Genomic DNA, 15,489 nt, shown 5'->3' on the forward strand with positions numbered 1-15,489 from the left:
TCCAAGGTTCAGAGGAATAGGAGTGCGTCGCGCTCATGGTTTTGTGCGCGTTCGGCGACTGCGTGGGCGAAGAAAAACGTGTTAAGGCGGATTCGCCCGAAGGCTTCAGCGATGTGCGGCGCAGCGGCCCGAAGCGTGAGTGCTTCGAGCGCGGAGACGGCCAGGACACCGATGCGGTCCCGACGGTCGATCACTGAAACAAGGGCGAGTTGGGCAGATCGCGTATGGACTAACTCATCGGATAGTCCTTGGAGGTCCAGGGCAATGTCGATGGTCGCCAGAGTTCGCTGCAGGTGAGCGCACGCAGCGATTGTCGGTGCATGCGTAAAGCTGACAATTGCCACGTAGATCGCCGCGTCCGAGGCTAGGACGTTCGTTCGGCTCGGCAGCGTCATTGCACTGTCCCAGAGAATGCAACGTTGCCGACGATGGCGTCGAGCTGGGCGTAGAGATTGCACGCACTGTTGGCAGGGAGCAGCTCCACGTCGCCAGGTGCGAGGTTGAGCGTGCGCGCGACCTTTGCCAGGGAGGAGAGATAGAGCAAGTGGCCCGCATGGCGGTGGACAACTGCACCACCGTTCTCCGTGTGTACGTTCAAGATGACAACGTCAATGCCGCGTGCCGCGAAGCCATCGAGCGTGCGATCCCAGGCGGGACCGGGCTCGGTATAGAGCTCCGTTGCCACAAAGTGGTGGACCTCAACCAAGTACATGGCGGCGAGCAGCCGCAGGTGGCGATTGGCGTCGCCCGCGATTCCTAACAACATGGTTTGCTCCTCAGTCTTTATCGTTCGCCTGCAGCTTCTTGAGGTCGAACGTGTTGGGGTGTTGCTTGCGGCTGGTGCGCCGTCGCCGGGCGCGGTTGGCGTTGAGGCGCGCCTGGATGTCTGCGACGAGCTTCTTGCGGTGATGAGGTTCGGCAATGTAGTCGTCGAAGAGAGCCGGATCGCCACGTTGGCGGAGAAACTCGGCCCTCATCGCAGCAAGAGAGAACGCGCCTTTGGCCACTCAGTTGCTCCAGGAGATCTCAGCAGGAAGGTGCAGCCAGGCAGAGCCCGGCAACTGCGCGTGCACCAGCTCGATCGAGACTAGATCCGTCAGCAGGCCGGAAAGGCAGTCCTGCCCAACAAATGGCGCGGTACGGCCGATCTCCATGAAGCCCGCCCATGCCAGCCACGCCAACGCCATGGCGGGGTCGCGCGCGCCCGTCAGGTTGATGACCGGCGCCTCGTGTACTGCGTTGGGATGGGGGAGGGAGAACTGCGCTGCTGCGGAGAAGCCTGCGGGGAGCGCGCTTGCCAGCAGGTTGGATAGCTCCTGCAGTTGAAGGATTTCGGCGAATGCCATTACATACCTCCAGCAAGTAGCCAGTCCGCGCCCGGCGCAATGTCGCCAGCCAGACCGAAGCCGAGCAGGATCAGCAGAAGCGCTTGGAGGGGATGACGAGAGAAGTAGCCATTGGCGAGGCGGTCGATAGGCGATTCATGCATGGCGCGCCTCCCTGCGGGCCCGTACCTCCTCTGCATCACGGGCCTTCTCCAGGTCGAGGTAGGCCCAGCAGAAGGCTTCGAGTGCTACTCGTGTGAGAACGGTCGAGGCCGGTTGCCATCTCCACTCGTTGGTGCCGGCATGCAGGATCTTGATCGCCGCGCCCTCGGCTTGCGTCCAGAGCGGTTCCCAAGTTCGTTCATCCCAGAAGGGGTGGAGCTCGAACTCGATGCGGATCTCGAGCTCGATGCTCATGCCAATCGGGCTGGCGAAAGCAACAGTTTCGAACGCGCGGTGGTACGTGGGCTTGCCCCAGAACGCGCGGCTGTAATCTGGGTCGCGAAGCGCGGTGTCCATAAAATCGCGGCGCGCCTGGGCCACAGGGTCGGTGTAGCCGCCGAAAACGCCGGCATGCACAGAGTCATGCTCCGTGCCGAAGTCGTCGATGACGGCCCAGTGATTTACTGAGACCTTGCCGTTGCGATCGAATTCGAGATGCATGGCCGCCTCACGTCCGATAGGTGGTCCGGACAGCCGGCGCGGTTGCCGGTGCGGCTTGGTCGTCGTCGATCCAAGATGTGGCGACTAGGATGAAGGCTGCCCAGGCAAGGGCAAGCAGCCAGTCGTTGATGCGGGTGTTGCGCTTCATGGTGGCTCCTGTGTGGCTCGAGAAATTTAGTAAATACTGCACTGCGAGTACAGTAAAGACTAAACCACAGGGCGCGCAAGTAGCAAGAAGCGATTTGTGACACGCGTCACCTGATCGCGTCGATTCGGGTTGCTACTATTGCCTCAATCGACTCGGTTGAGCGGGCAGGATGCTCGGCTTTCAGCGGATCCGGACCCCGTCTATCGCGACGAGTCGCAGCAGGGGCGGGCTAGCTCGCGCGCTTCGTGCGCGCTCTCTTTGCTACAACGTATTTCCGCACAAGCAGTTCTACATTGTCCTCAATGTCCTCCTTCACGGAGTCGGGCAGGGCATCAAAATCTTCCTTTGTCACCCTCACGAACGGCCATCCGCCATGACCGGTTGAGCCACCTGGCCTGCGCGCCATTGTCTTGGGGTTGTCATCGTAGCTGCTTTGTGGCGTAGGTGGACGGTCAAGAAAGCCCTCGCCCATACCGTAGTCGCGCTCAAGGCGTCGTGCAGCGCGCTCGCCAAACGAGGCGCCATTGAGCAATTGAGAGAAGTAGCTCTTCTCTTTGGCTGGGGCTGTGCGTCCCTGAAGCCAAAGGCGCAACTGCCGGCGGCGATTTTCTTGCATATCCATCGTGGCAGTTTATTTTTTTCTAAACAAGTATTCACTTGACTCTATGGTTTAGTAACAACTAAACTCGGCGCCATGAACCTCAAGACTTACATCTCACAAGGTGGCCGTGGCACGGCGGCGCGGCTCGCGTCAGGGCTCGGCGTCTCCCCGTCATTTCTCTCGCAAATGGCAAAAGGGACGGCGGCCATCTCGCCGGAGCGCTGTGTCTTGATCGAGCAACACACGCTCGGAGTTGTCGGGCGACGGGATCTCCGGCCTCAGGATTGGCATCGCATATGGCCGGAGCTGGCCAATCTCCCTGCGCCATCCGGCACACACCCTGGAGCAACGACAGAATGATCAGGGTTCTCTACGCCTCATCTATTCCGAGGTTGATCGCACCATGCGCACCACGGACTGGCCCTTCTTGGGCGCCAGCTGCCGATTGTTGTTTGGCTGGTAGCGCATGCCTGGGCACGAGGCGAGCTTCCACATTGCCAATGTAGGCGCCGAGATCCCGGCGCACCACCACTCAAATCCACTGGAACCTATGGGAATTCGTAACGCTTACCTCTCGCTGATCCGGGCGATGCCTGGTGGCTGGGACGCGATGGCAGCCGCGCTCGGCATGTCGAAGGCTGCGCTCGAGAACCGCATCTACGAGCGGAAGGAACAGCGCATGCACGTTGATACGGCGATGCAAATGCAGGCCTTTTCCGGCACGCGACGCTTTGCCGAGGCGATCGCGCAGGAGTCCGGTGGCGTCTTCGTGCCTTTACCAGAGATTGCCGTTACCGGACGCGAAGAGCTCTTCGACAAGCAGCAGGAACTGCTCGCCGAACTAGGTGACCTCTTCGGGCGCTTCCGAGAGTTCACCGCCGACGGGGAGCTTGACCTGCGAGAGAGCACCAAGCTGCGCGGCTTGACAGATGAAGTCCACCGAAGCTTGCAGGAGTTCATGGCCGTCGCGGTCCGGATCTACGAGCGGCACGAGGCGCCGCCCGAGGGGCGTCGCTGATGGCAGCGGTGGACTTGCGCAGCCCATCAGGCGCGCGCATTGCTCGTCGGATTCTGGCGCGGCAAGGAACTGTCGGTCCGGGCCGCTTGACCGAGCGGGAAATGGGCGTTGTCTATGCGGAAGTAGTGTCAAAGCTGCGCCGGCGGCGGTGGGAGGCAAGCGAGTTCGTTTTCAGCGTGTTCCTCTTTCGTAAGCCAGGCCGCGTTGTTACGGTCGCCTATGAAAGCGGCTCAACAAAGGCTCAAGTGGAACTAGGGCGAGAGCCGACCTTACGGCACTGGCTGGGAAACTACAGCCACCGATCGAATGATTGCCACGTCCTGGACGACGTGGTCGGATTCAACGATGGCCGATGAGCGCTGCGGTGAACCTCCCAAGTCCGATGCCCTTCGGTTTGCCCCGAACATTTCGTGCTGCAAGCCTTGGCGAGCGTTTGGCGGTTACTGCTGCAATCGCTCGACGCAGCAATGCTGCGCTTGGCACCACTTGGCCACAGCTCTCAAGCCCCGCGGCGAGAAGCCGATGCGGGCATTCGCAATCCAACTCCTGGGCACATGCGGCTGGCCCGTTAGCCAAGTGCACTGGGTTTTCCGTACGGCCGGCGAGACATCTGTGCTCGCGCAAATCTGCGCCGAGCGTTGTGCAGCAGGTCAAACACAGATCGAGCGTGACCGCTATCGCGCCGAACTCGTCGCGTCGACGTCTCCCGAGTTCGTTGCCACCTTTGATGTTCTCTTCCAGGCGGTTCTCGGCCGCATCTGAGGTTCTCCGATGGATCTTGAAATTCTGCCCATCAGTTCGGTGATGGGACAGGGACGTATTGCCGCCCAGGGCGGCCTATGCGCTACGAAAGGCAATCCTTACCTGCACGGCACAGAGCATCACCAGCTGTGGGGGCTCGGCTACATCTGGGGAGGCGGCCGCGCTGGCGATGCCGCGGCGCTATGCCACGTCGAATGCGACACCTGCAGGCGCGAAGAGGGACCGGCATGAGCGGCGGGCATCTAGTAAACAACGCCGAGTGGCTGGCGCTGCGCGGAGTCGACTGGCTGGCCAGGGATCTCTACGGCGCAATCAGGCGCAGCATGGACTTCAAGACCGGCATCGTTGGCGACAAGGCCAAACGGATCTCGTGGCAAGCGCTGCGAGAGGACACGGAGGTTCTTGGCAGGCCGGGGGTGAAGACCGTCAAGCCATCTGAACATCAGCTGCGCCGCCGCGTAGGCCAACTGGTCCGGGTGGGCCTGGTGGAGGTGATTAGCACCAGCACGCACCTGCGGTTCCGGTTGCTGCTCGCCACAAGGCTTTCGCGCGCGCCCAAAAAACCCGCACCCCCTCCACAAGGGGTAGCGCCGCCCGCGAAGCCGCCACGGAAGCCGGCTCGCAGGATTGTCCACAATGAAAGTTCGCCGAAAGCCGCACCTCATCTGGAGTGTCCGGTTAACCCTATAAAAACCACCCCCCCTAACCCCCCCGTGCCGGAGCACGAGGGGGAACAAGTCGTCCCCCCCACGCCTTCGGCGCGGGCGGGCGAGTTGGACCCCCAACAGCAGATCGAGCCCCCCGCGCCTGGCGCGCGGGAGGACGGCAAAGATTGCCAACCCCCATCGCGCAGCACACGGCAGGGGCCCTCAGAGGAACGCCGCAGGTCTGCAAGCCGCCGTGGGGATGGGCCTGCGGCCCGGCAATCAGAGAAGGGGCGAGGCAAAAGCCTCGGGTGGAAACCAGGCTGTGCCTGGCCGATAGGGCTGACAGCCGCAGAGAGGCGCGACGTTGCGAAGATGCACGACGAGGTAGGGCCCGAGCTCGGCCAGCGTGTTTTCGACGAACTGAGGGGCGCTATGGAGGCCGGCACGGTCCATTATCCATGGGGGCTAATGCAACATCTGTTTCAACGCGCCCGGGATGAGCCCGGCTGGCGGCCCGAGCATGCGGACCGTATCGCCGAACAGCGGGCGCGCTGGCGCCAGACTCAGGAGGTACTCGCAGCACAGGAGGCGGCGCACGCCGAGCGCTGGGGCCTCGCCCCCCGGCCGGTGGCTGCGTTGACCGGCGATACGTGGCCCGCAGGTGAGTGGCCCGAGGTTGAGCCATGACTGCAGACGGGCTGGCTCAGGCGTCGTATATGGAGGCTGTTGAGCAGATGGCGCTTCGTCGGCAGGGGCGGGACCGGTGGTCATCGCGCACGGTGTTTTGGGCGGCCGTGCGCTTCAGTGCGTGCGGCGAATTACGTGCGGAGATTTGGCCAGCGGTTGCGCAGCGATGGGCCGCGCTGTTGGCAGAAGCCGACCAGGAGCACCTGCCGCCAATCCCAGGTCAAGCGGAGGCCGATACCCTGGGCCGGCACGCTACGCGTGCGGATAGGGCTTTGGCACACATGAGGGACATCGTGGGCGGGAGGCATTGATGGCGAATGGGAAGAGCCTTGGAGCGCGGCGCTACGAAGGCCTTACGGATGGATGGGTGATCGAGCGTCTGGAGCAGTGGGGGGCCGCGCGACGGCACGGCTGGACCGGCGGTGGCGGGTATGGTCAGAGCTGCCTCACACTGCCGGAGATCCGGTCCGGAAGGCCGCATGGTTTCGTCCCGGAACTGGCGGGCCACGGCGAAGCGACGGACGAAGCTGTACGGAAGCAACCGCGGGAGCTGCAGCGCATAGCACAGCTGCTCTACATCCGGAGGTTGACGGGACGAGAGGTCGCGCGCGAACTGTCCATCAACGAGCCGAGGGTGACGCGGCTAAAACAGATGCTTGTGCAGGGTGTGAAATATTGCCTTGAAAATCAAAGTGTTAGAACCCCACCCGTAGTGATTCTCTTGAAATCGTGAAATTCGGTGGTACATTTCCGCTACGCTGTGCGATGCGTGCGTCGACAGTAAGAGTAAAGCCCGATCCGGTAACTACCAGGTCGGGTTTTTTGTTTTGCTCGTCTGGGACGACGTCAACTCAAAGAATTGCGGACTTGGCCGAGTGGTCAGGCGTCGGCCTTCCAAGCCGCCTACGCCGGTTCGATTCCGGCAGTCCGCTCCAGCGTCTCGCTGGGCGTCCGGCCTGTTTGAGGCCCTGTCCGGTGCTACCGGCCGCGGGCCGATATTCTGCGAGGTGGTAATGGACTCAAACGACTGGCAGCACGATCAGGCGGGCGATGCGCCGGCTCACACCGTGCCCGTGGTGGTCTTCATCGGCATGACGCGATGTGATTCGCCCCGACGTCTCGACAACGTTCCCGTCTTGCCTGATGTCAATGAGCAGGCAGTCGCGATGGACCGAGGGCCAGGCATCTCGTATTGCTGATATGACCACGAGCTTCTCCATATCGACGACGGTCGCAGAAGTGGTGCGAGAGTTGTATGGCTTGCACGGCAAGCAGGTGCCGTTCGCGGTTGCTTTGGCATTGACGCGTACAGCGCAGCATGCCGGCAAGGTTGAAGAGGAGGCGCTGCAGCGGTCATTCGACAACCCCACGCCATTCACGCTGCGTGCCGTCGGCGTCCAGCGCGCGGACAAGCAGAACCTGGAGGCGACGGTCTACGTCAAGGAACGGCAGGCCTCGTACCTGCGCCCCGAGATCGAAGGAGGGCCGCGCGACCTGAAGACCTTCGAAGAGATGTTCGCGGGTGGCTACGTGGTCCCGGGCGCCGGCGTCAGGCGAAACCAGTACGGCAATGTTGCGAAGGCCACGATCAAGAGGATCGGCAGCGAACTGCGGCAGGGCGCTTCGAAGCGCTACTTCCGCGGCGTTCCGAAGGGACATGATCTACCGGGTGGCATCTACCAGCGGATTGGTCAAAACCGGCGCGATGGCGGAGCGATCAGGCCGCTCCTCGTATTCGCCCGCCCACCAGTCTACGAAGAGCGCTTTCCGTTCGGGGAGATCGCGGAGCAGGCTGGGCGGGACTGCTTCGCGCGCGAGATGGCGGTGGCCTGGGCCAAGGCGATCGCGTCGGCGCGTTGATGTGGCTTCGCCGCCGCCTCGTGTGCCGGCTCGGGGGCCCCTGGCGGGTCCCGGCTGGCAAGGGTAATTCGCGCCCCGCCTTTTCTCTAGTCTTGGGGCAGATGTAAGGGGGTTGTATGGTAAGCCTGGATGAGAGGATGACCCAGGCAGCCTTCGGGGCAATCGTCGGCATCAGCCAGCAGGCAGTGAGTGATCTGATTTCTCGCGGGGTGCTCTATGCCGGCGACAGTGCCGGGAGCTGGCTGCATGCGTATTGCGGCCATCTGCGCGAGCAGGCCGCCGGTCGCTACTCGGAAGGTGACCTCGACCTGGTGGAGGAGCGTGCCAGGCTGGCCAAAGAGCAGGCGGACCGACTGGCCATGCAAAACGCGGAGACTCGCGGCGAATTGGCGCCGGTGCACGTGATTGAGCAGGTCCTCTCAATGGCGGGCACGCGGGTGGCTGGCATCCTGGACGCGATTCCCGGCGCTGTGCGCCGGCGGATCCCTAGCCTGTCGGCCGAAGGCGTGAAGCTGATCGAGCTCGAGGTTGCCCGGGCGCGGAATATCGCGGCGGCGGTGTCGCTGCAGGACCTGCGGCCCGCGGACATGTTTGAGGAGCCGGGGGATCCGCAGGATGGCGGAAGCACGACGGCCGAAGTCATGCCGGACGAGGGCGGCTAAATGTTCCAGTACTCGCGAGAGGCGATCGCGCGGCGCCTCTCGCGAGGCCTGGCCGCCTTCGGTGTGCCCGAGCCGATGTCGCTCGACGAATGGGCGCGCAAGCACTTCTACCTGTCGGCGGAATCGTCCTACGTCGAGCAGGCCTGGCGGCCGTGGCCTTTCCAGCGCGCCATTCTCGCCTGCATCAGCAATGACGACATCCGGGCGGTGGACTTCAGGAAGTCCGCGCGAGTCGGGTACACGAAGATGATCCTGGCCGCGATCGGTTACTTCGCTCACCACAAGCGCCGGAACCAGGCGCTATGGCAGCCGACCGACGATGACCGCGACGAGTTCGTGAAGACAGAGCTCGACCCGATGCTGCGTGACGTGAAGGCGATGCGGGAGGTGTTCCCGGCCTACCTCGCGCGGCATAAGGACAACACGCTGCAGGCGAAGAAATTCCTCGGCAGCATGTCTCACTTCCGCGGCGGCAAGGCGGCGAAGAGCTACCGGCGGATTTCGGTAGATGTGGTCTACCTGGACGAGCTAGACGCGTTCGACGCGGATGTCGAGAAGGAGGGCGCGCCCGATGTTCTGGCCGGCAAGCGCATCGAAGGGGCGACGTTCCCCAAGATGGTCACCGGCTCGACCCCGAAGCTGAAGGGGTTCAGCCTGATCGAGGCGCGCGAGATGCAGGCCGACGCGCGCTACGACTACCACGTCCACTGCCCGCACTGCGATGGGCATCACGCCATTACGTGGGGCGGCAAGGGCGAGCCGCACGGCTTCAAGTGGACCGGTCGCGATGCCGAGTCAGCGCGGCACCTCTGCCCGCACTGCGGGGCACTGATCACGCAGGCCGAATACCTGGCCGTGTGGGAGCGGGGCTTCTGGTACGGCGACGACGGCAGCACGATCGACCACGACGGCGTCTTTCGCAACGCCGCCGGTGAGCGGGTCCTGCCGCCGCGACACATTGCCTTCCGCGTCTGGACTGCATACAGCCCGGCGGCGTCGTGGGCCGATATCGTCAAGGAGTTCCTGGCCGCATATGACAAGGCGCAGGAGGGCGACGATTCGAAGCTCAAGGCCTTCCGGAACACGACGCTGGGCGAGACGTGGGAAGGTGAGATCGAGCGCACCGATGCGGAAGAGGTAAAACATCGGGCTGAGCCGTTCCGGCTCGCCGTGGTGCCATGGGGTTGCTTGTTGCTCCTGGCGAGTTGTGATACGCAGGACAACCGCGTCGAGGTAAGTGTCTGGGGGTTCGGACGCGGCTCGGAGATGTGGACGATCGATCATCAGATTTTCTTCGGGAATACACAGGAAGATGAAGTCTGGGACAAGGTCCTGACTTACCTGGTCGAAACGCGGTTCCCGCATGTCAGCGGCACCGAACTAAAGATCGCGGCGTCGGCCGTCGACTCCGGCGGCCATAGTACGCATCGGGTCTACGAGTTCGCCCGGGTGAATGCGCGACACAAGGTCTTTGCGGTCAAAGGCCGCCCGACCGGCGAGCGCAACATCCGCGACGGCGCAAGCCAGGTCGATATCGACTGGCGCGGCAAGCGGCGCAAGAAGGGCGTGACGCTCTGGTGGGTCGGCACCAACCTGGTCAAGGACCTGCTGCATGGGCGGCTCGAGGTCGAGAAGCCAGGGCCTGGTTACGTGCATCTGTCGAGGGACCTCAGTGACGAGTGGTTCCGGCAGTTTGCCGGCGAGGCGCGGGCAACCCGTAAAACGCAGTTTGGTTCGCAGACGCGATGGGTGGCGCAGCGCAAGCGTCTGGAGGCGAAGGACTGCGCGGTCTACGCGATCTGGCTGGAGCACCACATGGAGCTCCGTCGCCGCCCGGAGGCCTGGTGGGATGCGCTGGAAGGACAGGTTCAGCCGCGCAATCTGAGCCTGTTCGCCATGGCGGACGGTCCACCCGATATGGTGCAAGAGACGGCTTCCAGCCCCGCTTCGGCGGGGCTTTTGCATGGTGCCCAGCCGACGCAGGAAGCGTCGGGGGTGCTGGTACCGGAAGCGCCGCCGGCAGCCGAACCGGTGGCGGCGCGACAGCGGCAACCTGCTCAGCGGCGAGTCATCCGCTCGAGTTACTTGAAGAGGCGATGAAGTGGCATACACCCAGGCGGATCTCGAGCGCGTCAATCGCGCGATCGCCAGCTCCGAGCTGGAGGTGCAGTACGACGGCAAGCGGGTGCGGTACCGCTCGCAGGGGGAACTGCTCCAGGCGCGCGCGACGATCCTGAAGGACCTGGAGCAACAGGCGCCGCGCAAGCAGTCGCGCGTGTCGCGGCTACGGCATGGCGGCAAGGGGGTCTGATGGCCTATTCCACGTTGCGCGGGAGGGGCTTCCTCCTCCCTCGGCGCCTGAACAACCTGGGCAGCGCCTACGAGGCCGGTGCGACGGGTGGGAGCCGCTCGGCGAACTGGCGGCCTAGCAATGCGGGGCCGAACGCCGCGACGCAGGCGCTGCCAATGATCCGGCGTCGCTCCCGCGATGCCATCCGCAATGATCCGTGGGCGAGGGCTGCCATTGCCCGGCTGGTGAGCAACACCATCGGCACTGGGATCCAGCCCTTCCCGCTGCACCCGGACAAGGAGGTCCGGGTACTGCTGAAAGACCTGTGGGCGGACTGGGTGCCGGATGCGGACGCGGACGGGCAGCTCGACGCCTATGGGCAGCAGGCATTGGCCGCGCGAGCCATGTTCGCCGACGGCGAGGCGCTGGCTCGTCTGCGCCCGCGGCGGCCGGAGGATGGTCTGGCCGTGCCGCTGCAGATCCAGGCGATCGAGGCGGACCACCTGCCTGTCGAGAAATGCGAGGGGCTGCCAAACGGCAACCAGATCGTCCACGGCGTGGAGTTCGACGGCCGCATCGGCAAGCGAGTGAACTACCACCTGTGGCGGCACCACCCCGGTGACTACCAGTTCGGCACGAGGCTGCCGCAGTCGCTGGTACCGGTACAGGCGGATCAGGTGGTGCACGTCTACCAGATCACGCGGCCCGGGCAGGTTCGCGGTATGCCCGAGCTCACGACGGTGCTGCTGCGGCTGAAGTCCCTCGACAACTTCGACGACGCGGTCCTCTTCCGCCAGGAGGTGGCGAACCTGTTCGCGGGCTTCGTCACCAAGCCCGAACCGGAGGCGCAGGGCCAGGATCCGGCAACGGGCCTGCTAGCGGAGTACGACAACGACGGCTACACGCCCCTCACGTCGCTGGAGCCCGGAACGATGCAGGAGCTTGGCCCAGGCGAGGAGGTGAAGTTCTCCCAGCCGCCGGATGCCGGCGACAACTACGAAGGCTTCATGCGTCAGCAGTTGATGGCTGCATGCGCGTCAGTCGGCGTGCCCTACGAGGTGCTGACCGGTGACTTGCGCAACGTCAGCGATCGCGTTTTGCGTGTGATCCTCAACGAGTTTCACCGGCAGATCGAGCAACTGATCTGGACGACCTTCATCCACCAGTACTGCCGGCCAATCTGGGCGGCGTGGCTCGATGCGGCGGTCCTGTCAGGCGTGGTGTCGCTGAACGACTATCACCGAAACCGCCGCCTGTATCTGCGGGTGCGCTGGGTGCCACAAGGCTGGGCATATGTCCATCCGGTCCAGGACGTCGAGGCACAGGCCCGCGAGGTGCGTGCCGGCTTCCGCAGCCGGTCTTCCGTCATCCTCGCGCGCGGCGAGGATCCGGACCAGACCGACCAGGAAATCCACGCGGACAATGCGCGCGCGGATAGTCACGGCCTGGTGCTCGATTCCGATCCGCGGCGGACGACATCCGCTGGCGGCCCGGTCAAGGATCAACCAACTAAAGGGGAGTAACGATGCCGAAACCTCGCAACTGGTACGCGATGCAGGCAAGGACAGACGGCGAACGGACGATTGCCGAGCTGCGCATCTATGACGAGATCGGGTTCTGGGGCGTGACGGCCGGAGCGTTCGTGTCCGCGCTCAATGCCATCGCCGACACGGCCGACGAGGTCCTTGTCAGTGTGAATTCGATTGGCGGCGATGTCTTCGATGCGTTTGCCATCTACAACGCGCTGCGTCGCTTCTCGGGTCGGGTGACCACACGCGTCGACGGCATTGCCGCGTCCGCCGCGTCGCTAGTCGTCATGGCCGGCGACCGGATCGTCATGCCGGAGAACGCGCAGCTGATGATCCACAACCCGTGGACGATAACGGCCGGCGAGGCCTCTGATCTCCGGCGAGTCGCGGACATGATGGACAACGCCCGCGACGGCATCATGGCTGCGTACCGGAACAAATCCGGTCAGGACGAGGCGGAGCTGATCCGCATGATGGACGAGGAGACCTGGCTCACTGCACTGGAAGCGCAGGCCCTCGGCATGTGCGACGTCATCGAAGCGCCCGTACGGCTGGCTGCCTCCGCCCGCAGCGTCGAGGTGATCGCAAAGTACCGACGCACACCGGAAGACCTTCGGGCGCAGCTACAGGACGCGCCGGCAGCGGAGCCGCCCGAGCTGACCGATCCGGCAACCGAGCCGCCGACGGGCCCACAGACATCGGTCGATGCACCGGCGCCTACGGAAGTGCCGGCGCCCGCTGAACCCCCGGAGCCGGCAGCAAGTCTCGTTGCCCACGTGCTGGCCTCGTGTCGGGCAGCGCAGATCGGACACCTCGGCGAGTCGGTTCTGCTGAGTTGCGGGCTTGTCGACCGCGCCGGCGCTGACGCACGCATCGCCCAGGCAAGAGAGATCGCGGGACTTTGTGTCGCGGCAAAGGCCCCGGATCGCGCGGTCGAACTGATCAGCGCAGGGCTGTCCGTGGAACAGGCACGAGCGAGACTCTTCGACACCGTGATCGACCGGTCCGGCCAGCAGATCGACAACAAGCATCCGACTGGCCCAGCAGCCCCGGAAGTGCCGCTGGCGGCCAGCGTATATGCGGCGCGAGGTCAGGCGCGTGCCCGCCAAGGTCGATATTCCGCCTGACCCAACTCAACCACATTTCTCAGGAGCACACATGCAAATCCTGCAAGAAGGAAACCACTCCGCGGAGTTCCTGCTGTCGGAGGGACCGGGACAGATCTCGCGCGAGCAAGGCGTCCTGGCGCCGACGGCGGCAGCGCTGCCGTCCGGGCAGGTCCTGGCCAAGAACGCTGACGGCAAGTTCGAACCGTTCGACGAAGCCGACGTGGCCACCCAGCCGGCGGAAGCCGTTCTGTATGGCGCGGTGCCCGCCAGCGCGGTTGACCAACCGATCTCGTATGTCGCGAGACTGGCCGAGGTGGCTCAGGCGCGGCTGACCGGCTATACGGTCGCCGCCAAGGCTGGCCTGGCGAGCAAGAACATCATCGTGCGCTGATCCGGCGCCGTTCAATTACGACCCGACGGGGCCGCTTTGTGCGGCCCCGTTTCATTGGAGAACACCATGGCAAGTCTCGACGTCTTCAACGATGATGCCTTCAGCGTGATGTCGCTGACCAGGGCGCTCAACCAGGTCCCGGAAGGCCAGCAGGTGCCGATGCTGCTCGATGGCCTCTTCACCGAAGAGGGCGTGACGACCACGCAAATCGCCATCGAGCGGGAGAATGATCAGTTGGCCCTTGTGCCCGACACGCCCCGCGGCGCGCCCGGCCAGGTCGTGGTCGGCAACAAGCGCGACGTGATCCCGTTCCAGGCGTTGCATCTTCCGGTGCGCGGAGTCGTGCGGGCCGACGAGGTACAGGGTATCCGCGCTTTCGGTAGCGAGACCGAGGCCCAGGCGGTGCAGACCGTCGTGAATCAACGAATCGCCAAGATGCGTCGCAAGATCGATGCGACGCTCACCTACCACCGTGTCGGCGCCGTGACGGGCAAGATCTATGACGCCGACGGCCAGCGCGTGCTGGTCGATCTCTATGAGCGATTCGGCATTGCGCAACAGACGGTGAACTTCGCGTTGGACAACGCGGGCACCAAGGTCCTGACCAAGATCACCGACGCTCGGCGCAAGGCCGAGGACGCGCTGACCGGCGCCGGCGTAATCACGGGCTGGCTCGGCATCGTCGGGCGCAACTTCTACGATGCCTTCACGACGCACGCATCCGTCGAGAAGGCTTTCGATCGCTGGAACGATGGGCAATTCCTGCGCGACGACATGCGTGCCGGCTTCAACTTCGGCAATGTGGTGTGGAAGGAATTCTACGGCCGGGTCGGCAACATCGATTTCATCAATCCCGACGAGGGGTATCTGATCCCCTTGGGCGTACCGGATATGTTCGTCACGAACTTCGCGCCGGGGGACTACCTCGATGTGGTGAACACACTCGGCCTGCCGTACTACGCCAGCCAGGAACTGCTGGATCACAGGAAGGGCGTCGACCTGGAAGCCCAGTCCAATCCGCTTACGCTGAATACCCGGCCCCGCGGCGTGATCAAGCTCCGGAAGAGCTGAGCATGGGCTTCGATCCGGCCGTCTTCTGGTCGGCTTTCCGCTCGGCCGGGATGCTCACGACGGCATCCTGGTCAGGCGGGCCCGACTTCGACGTTGGCTTCGAGGAGCCCGAAACCTTGATGGTCGAGGGTTCACTACATGTCGCGGAGCGCTCAATCGAGTACCAGACGCACGACGCTCCCACCCTGCGGCGCGACGACGTCGTGACCATCGACGGGAAGCGGTACCGGCTCAGCCAGACGCCGCAGAAACAAGGAGACGGCTTCTTCTCCCGCGCTGTACTGGAGACCGCGCCATGACCACCAGATTCGAGAGCTACATCGCTGCACTCGAGGCTGACATCCGCGCAATCCCGGGCTTCCCGGCGGCAGTGGAGCGCAGCATTGTTCGCGCCTTCTCCGAAGTCGACCGGCAGGGGCTGGTGTTGCGCGGCGGCAAGGAAGTTGTCGTCCCCGGCGCACCCATTCCGATGGCGGACCGGCTTCGAGAGCTGCAGTGCATCGTGGTCTCCTGGGGCGACGCACCGGATGCCGATGCCAGCGCGCTCGCGGAGTTGTTCCATCCAGTCGTGATGCGCTACCGGGCCGAAGGGGTTACCGGCATTACGGAAGTGGGCACCGACGAGCCGAAGTATGGGCCGGACGGCATCAAGGCGGCGGTGGTGGTGGTTCGGTACCGGATTGCCTACCGCACGCTGGAAGACAGTCTGTCCCACTAAGGGGGAAG

General features: G+C 64.1%; 23 protein-coding genes and 1 tRNA gene. 16 read left to right on the plus strand and 8 right to left on the minus strand.

From position 1 onward, the window contains the following. Positions 1-8: 8 nt before the first annotated feature. The 8 genes from U9J39_RS05490 to U9J39_RS05525 form a co-directional block, all read right to left on the minus strand. The gene (locus U9J39_RS05490; RefSeq protein WP_326346678.1) at positions 9-395 is read right to left on the minus strand and encodes a hypothetical protein; all 387 of its coding nucleotides are present in this window, start codon (positions 393-395) and stop codon (positions 9-11) included. Further along, positions 392-766 (minus strand): hypothetical protein, encoded by a 375-nt coding sequence (locus U9J39_RS05495; protein WP_326346679.1) that lies wholly within the window; start codon positions 764-766, stop codon positions 392-394. The genes U9J39_RS05490 and U9J39_RS05495 overlap by 4 nt, the downstream gene beginning before the upstream one ends. Before the next feature lie 10 nt (positions 767-776). Further along, entirely contained in the window at positions 777-1,007 is a 231-nt protein-coding gene (locus tag U9J39_RS05500; protein ID WP_062801169.1) for a hypothetical protein, read from the minus strand. Further along, complete coding sequence (locus U9J39_RS05505; RefSeq protein ID WP_326346680.1) at positions 1,008-1,346, minus strand: hypothetical protein; 339 nt, start codon at positions 1,344-1,346, stop codon at positions 1,008-1,010. It abuts the gene before it with no gap. After that, entirely contained in the window at positions 1,346-1,489 is a 144-nt protein-coding gene (locus tag U9J39_RS05510) for a hypothetical protein (protein ID WP_326346681.1), read from the minus strand. The genes U9J39_RS05505 and U9J39_RS05510 overlap by 1 nt, the downstream gene beginning before the upstream one ends. Continuing rightward, positions 1,482-1,988, minus strand: a complete 507-nt coding sequence (locus U9J39_RS05515; protein ID WP_326346682.1) for a hypothetical protein — start codon at positions 1,986-1,988, stop codon at positions 1,482-1,484. The genes U9J39_RS05510 and U9J39_RS05515 overlap by 8 nt, the downstream gene beginning before the upstream one ends. A gap of 7 nt (positions 1,989-1,995) precedes the next feature. Then, on the minus strand, positions 1,996-2,136 hold the full coding sequence (locus U9J39_RS05520) for a hypothetical protein (RefSeq protein WP_326346683.1): 141 nt from the start codon (positions 2,134-2,136) through the stop codon (positions 1,996-1,998). 229 nt (positions 2,137-2,365) lie between these two features. Then, positions 2,366-2,758 carry a hypothetical protein gene (locus U9J39_RS05525; protein ID WP_326346684.1) on the minus strand — a complete coding sequence of 131 codons (393 nt, stop codon included), beginning with the start codon at positions 2,756-2,758 and terminating at the stop codon, positions 2,366-2,368. A 72-nt stretch (positions 2,759-2,830) separates the two neighbouring features. On the opposite strand from U9J39_RS05525, the gene U9J39_RS05530 reads away from it, so the two are divergent. From U9J39_RS05530 to U9J39_RS05605, 16 genes are all read left to right on the plus strand, one after another. Next, positions 2,831-3,097, plus strand: a complete 267-nt coding sequence (locus U9J39_RS05530; RefSeq protein ID WP_326346685.1) for a transcriptional regulator — start codon at positions 2,831-2,833, stop codon at positions 3,095-3,097. Between the two features lie 190 nt (positions 3,098-3,287). After that, complete coding sequence (locus U9J39_RS05535) at positions 3,288-3,755, plus strand: YmfL family putative regulatory protein (protein ID WP_326346686.1); 468 nt, start codon at positions 3,288-3,290, stop codon at positions 3,753-3,755. A gap of 612 nt (positions 3,756-4,367) precedes the next feature. Beyond that, on the plus strand, positions 4,368-4,517 hold the full coding sequence (locus U9J39_RS05540) for a hypothetical protein (RefSeq protein ID WP_326346687.1): 150 nt from the start codon (positions 4,368-4,370) through the stop codon (positions 4,515-4,517). Positions 4,518-4,526: 9 nt separating this feature from the next. Then, positions 4,527-4,748, plus strand: coding sequence for a hypothetical protein (locus U9J39_RS05545; RefSeq protein WP_326346688.1), 222 nt, complete (start codon positions 4,527-4,529; stop codon positions 4,746-4,748). A gap of 1,470 nt (positions 4,749-6,218) precedes the next feature. Next, a complete protein-coding gene (locus U9J39_RS05550) occupies positions 6,219-6,584 on the plus strand; it encodes a hypothetical protein (RefSeq protein WP_326346689.1) in 366 nt (121 codons plus the stop codon). A 128-nt stretch (positions 6,585-6,712) separates the two neighbouring features. Continuing rightward, positions 6,713-6,786 (plus strand) — tRNA-Gly (locus tag U9J39_RS05555). A gap of 265 nt (positions 6,787-7,051) precedes the next feature. After that, the gene (locus U9J39_RS05560) at positions 7,052-7,711 is read left to right on the plus strand and encodes a hypothetical protein (protein WP_326346690.1); all 660 of its coding nucleotides are present in this window, start codon (positions 7,052-7,054) and stop codon (positions 7,709-7,711) included. A gap of 137 nt (positions 7,712-7,848) precedes the next feature. Beyond that, positions 7,849-8,373, plus strand: coding sequence for a terminase small subunit (locus U9J39_RS05565; protein ID WP_326346691.1), 525 nt, complete (start codon positions 7,849-7,851; stop codon positions 8,371-8,373). Then, positions 8,374-10,473 carry a phage terminase large subunit family protein gene (locus U9J39_RS05570; RefSeq protein WP_326346692.1) on the plus strand — a complete coding sequence of 700 codons (2,100 nt, stop codon included), beginning with the start codon at positions 8,374-8,376 and terminating at the stop codon, positions 10,471-10,473. 1 nt (position 10,474) lies between these two features. Beyond that, a complete protein-coding gene (locus U9J39_RS05575) occupies positions 10,475-10,684 on the plus strand; it encodes a phage head-tail joining protein (RefSeq protein ID WP_062801151.1) in 210 nt (69 codons plus the stop codon). Beyond that, on the plus strand, positions 10,684-12,186 hold the full coding sequence (locus U9J39_RS05580) for a phage portal protein (RefSeq protein WP_326346693.1): 1,503 nt from the start codon (positions 10,684-10,686) through the stop codon (positions 12,184-12,186). The genes U9J39_RS05575 and U9J39_RS05580 overlap by 1 nt, the downstream gene beginning before the upstream one ends. 2 nt (positions 12,187-12,188) lie before the next feature. Next, complete coding sequence (locus U9J39_RS05585) at positions 12,189-13,319, plus strand: head maturation protease, ClpP-related (protein ID WP_326346694.1); 1,131 nt, start codon at positions 12,189-12,191, stop codon at positions 13,317-13,319. 31 nt (positions 13,320-13,350) lie between these two features. Further along, positions 13,351-13,692: a head decoration protein gene (locus tag U9J39_RS05590; RefSeq protein WP_326346695.1), complete on the plus strand. Its 342-nt coding sequence runs from the start codon at positions 13,351-13,353 to the stop codon at positions 13,690-13,692. A gap of 66 nt (positions 13,693-13,758) precedes the next feature. Next, on the plus strand, positions 13,759-14,763 hold the full coding sequence (locus U9J39_RS05595; protein WP_326346696.1) for a major capsid protein: 1,005 nt from the start codon (positions 13,759-13,761) through the stop codon (positions 14,761-14,763). A 2-nt stretch (positions 14,764-14,765) separates the two neighbouring features. Next, the gene (locus U9J39_RS05600) at positions 14,766-15,062 is read left to right on the plus strand and encodes a head-tail joining protein (RefSeq protein WP_326346697.1); all 297 of its coding nucleotides are present in this window, start codon (positions 14,766-14,768) and stop codon (positions 15,060-15,062) included. Then, complete coding sequence (locus U9J39_RS05605) at positions 15,059-15,481, plus strand: hypothetical protein (RefSeq protein WP_326346698.1); 423 nt, start codon at positions 15,059-15,061, stop codon at positions 15,479-15,481. Before U9J39_RS05600 ends, U9J39_RS05605 begins: the two co-directional genes overlap by 4 nt. The last annotated feature ends 8 nt before the right edge of the window (positions 15,482-15,489 follow it).

Source organism: Cupriavidus sp. SS-3, from assembly GCF_035818815.1.
Classification (GTDB): Bacteria; Pseudomonadota; Gammaproteobacteria; order Burkholderiales; family Burkholderiaceae; genus Cupriavidus; species Cupriavidus taiwanensis_C.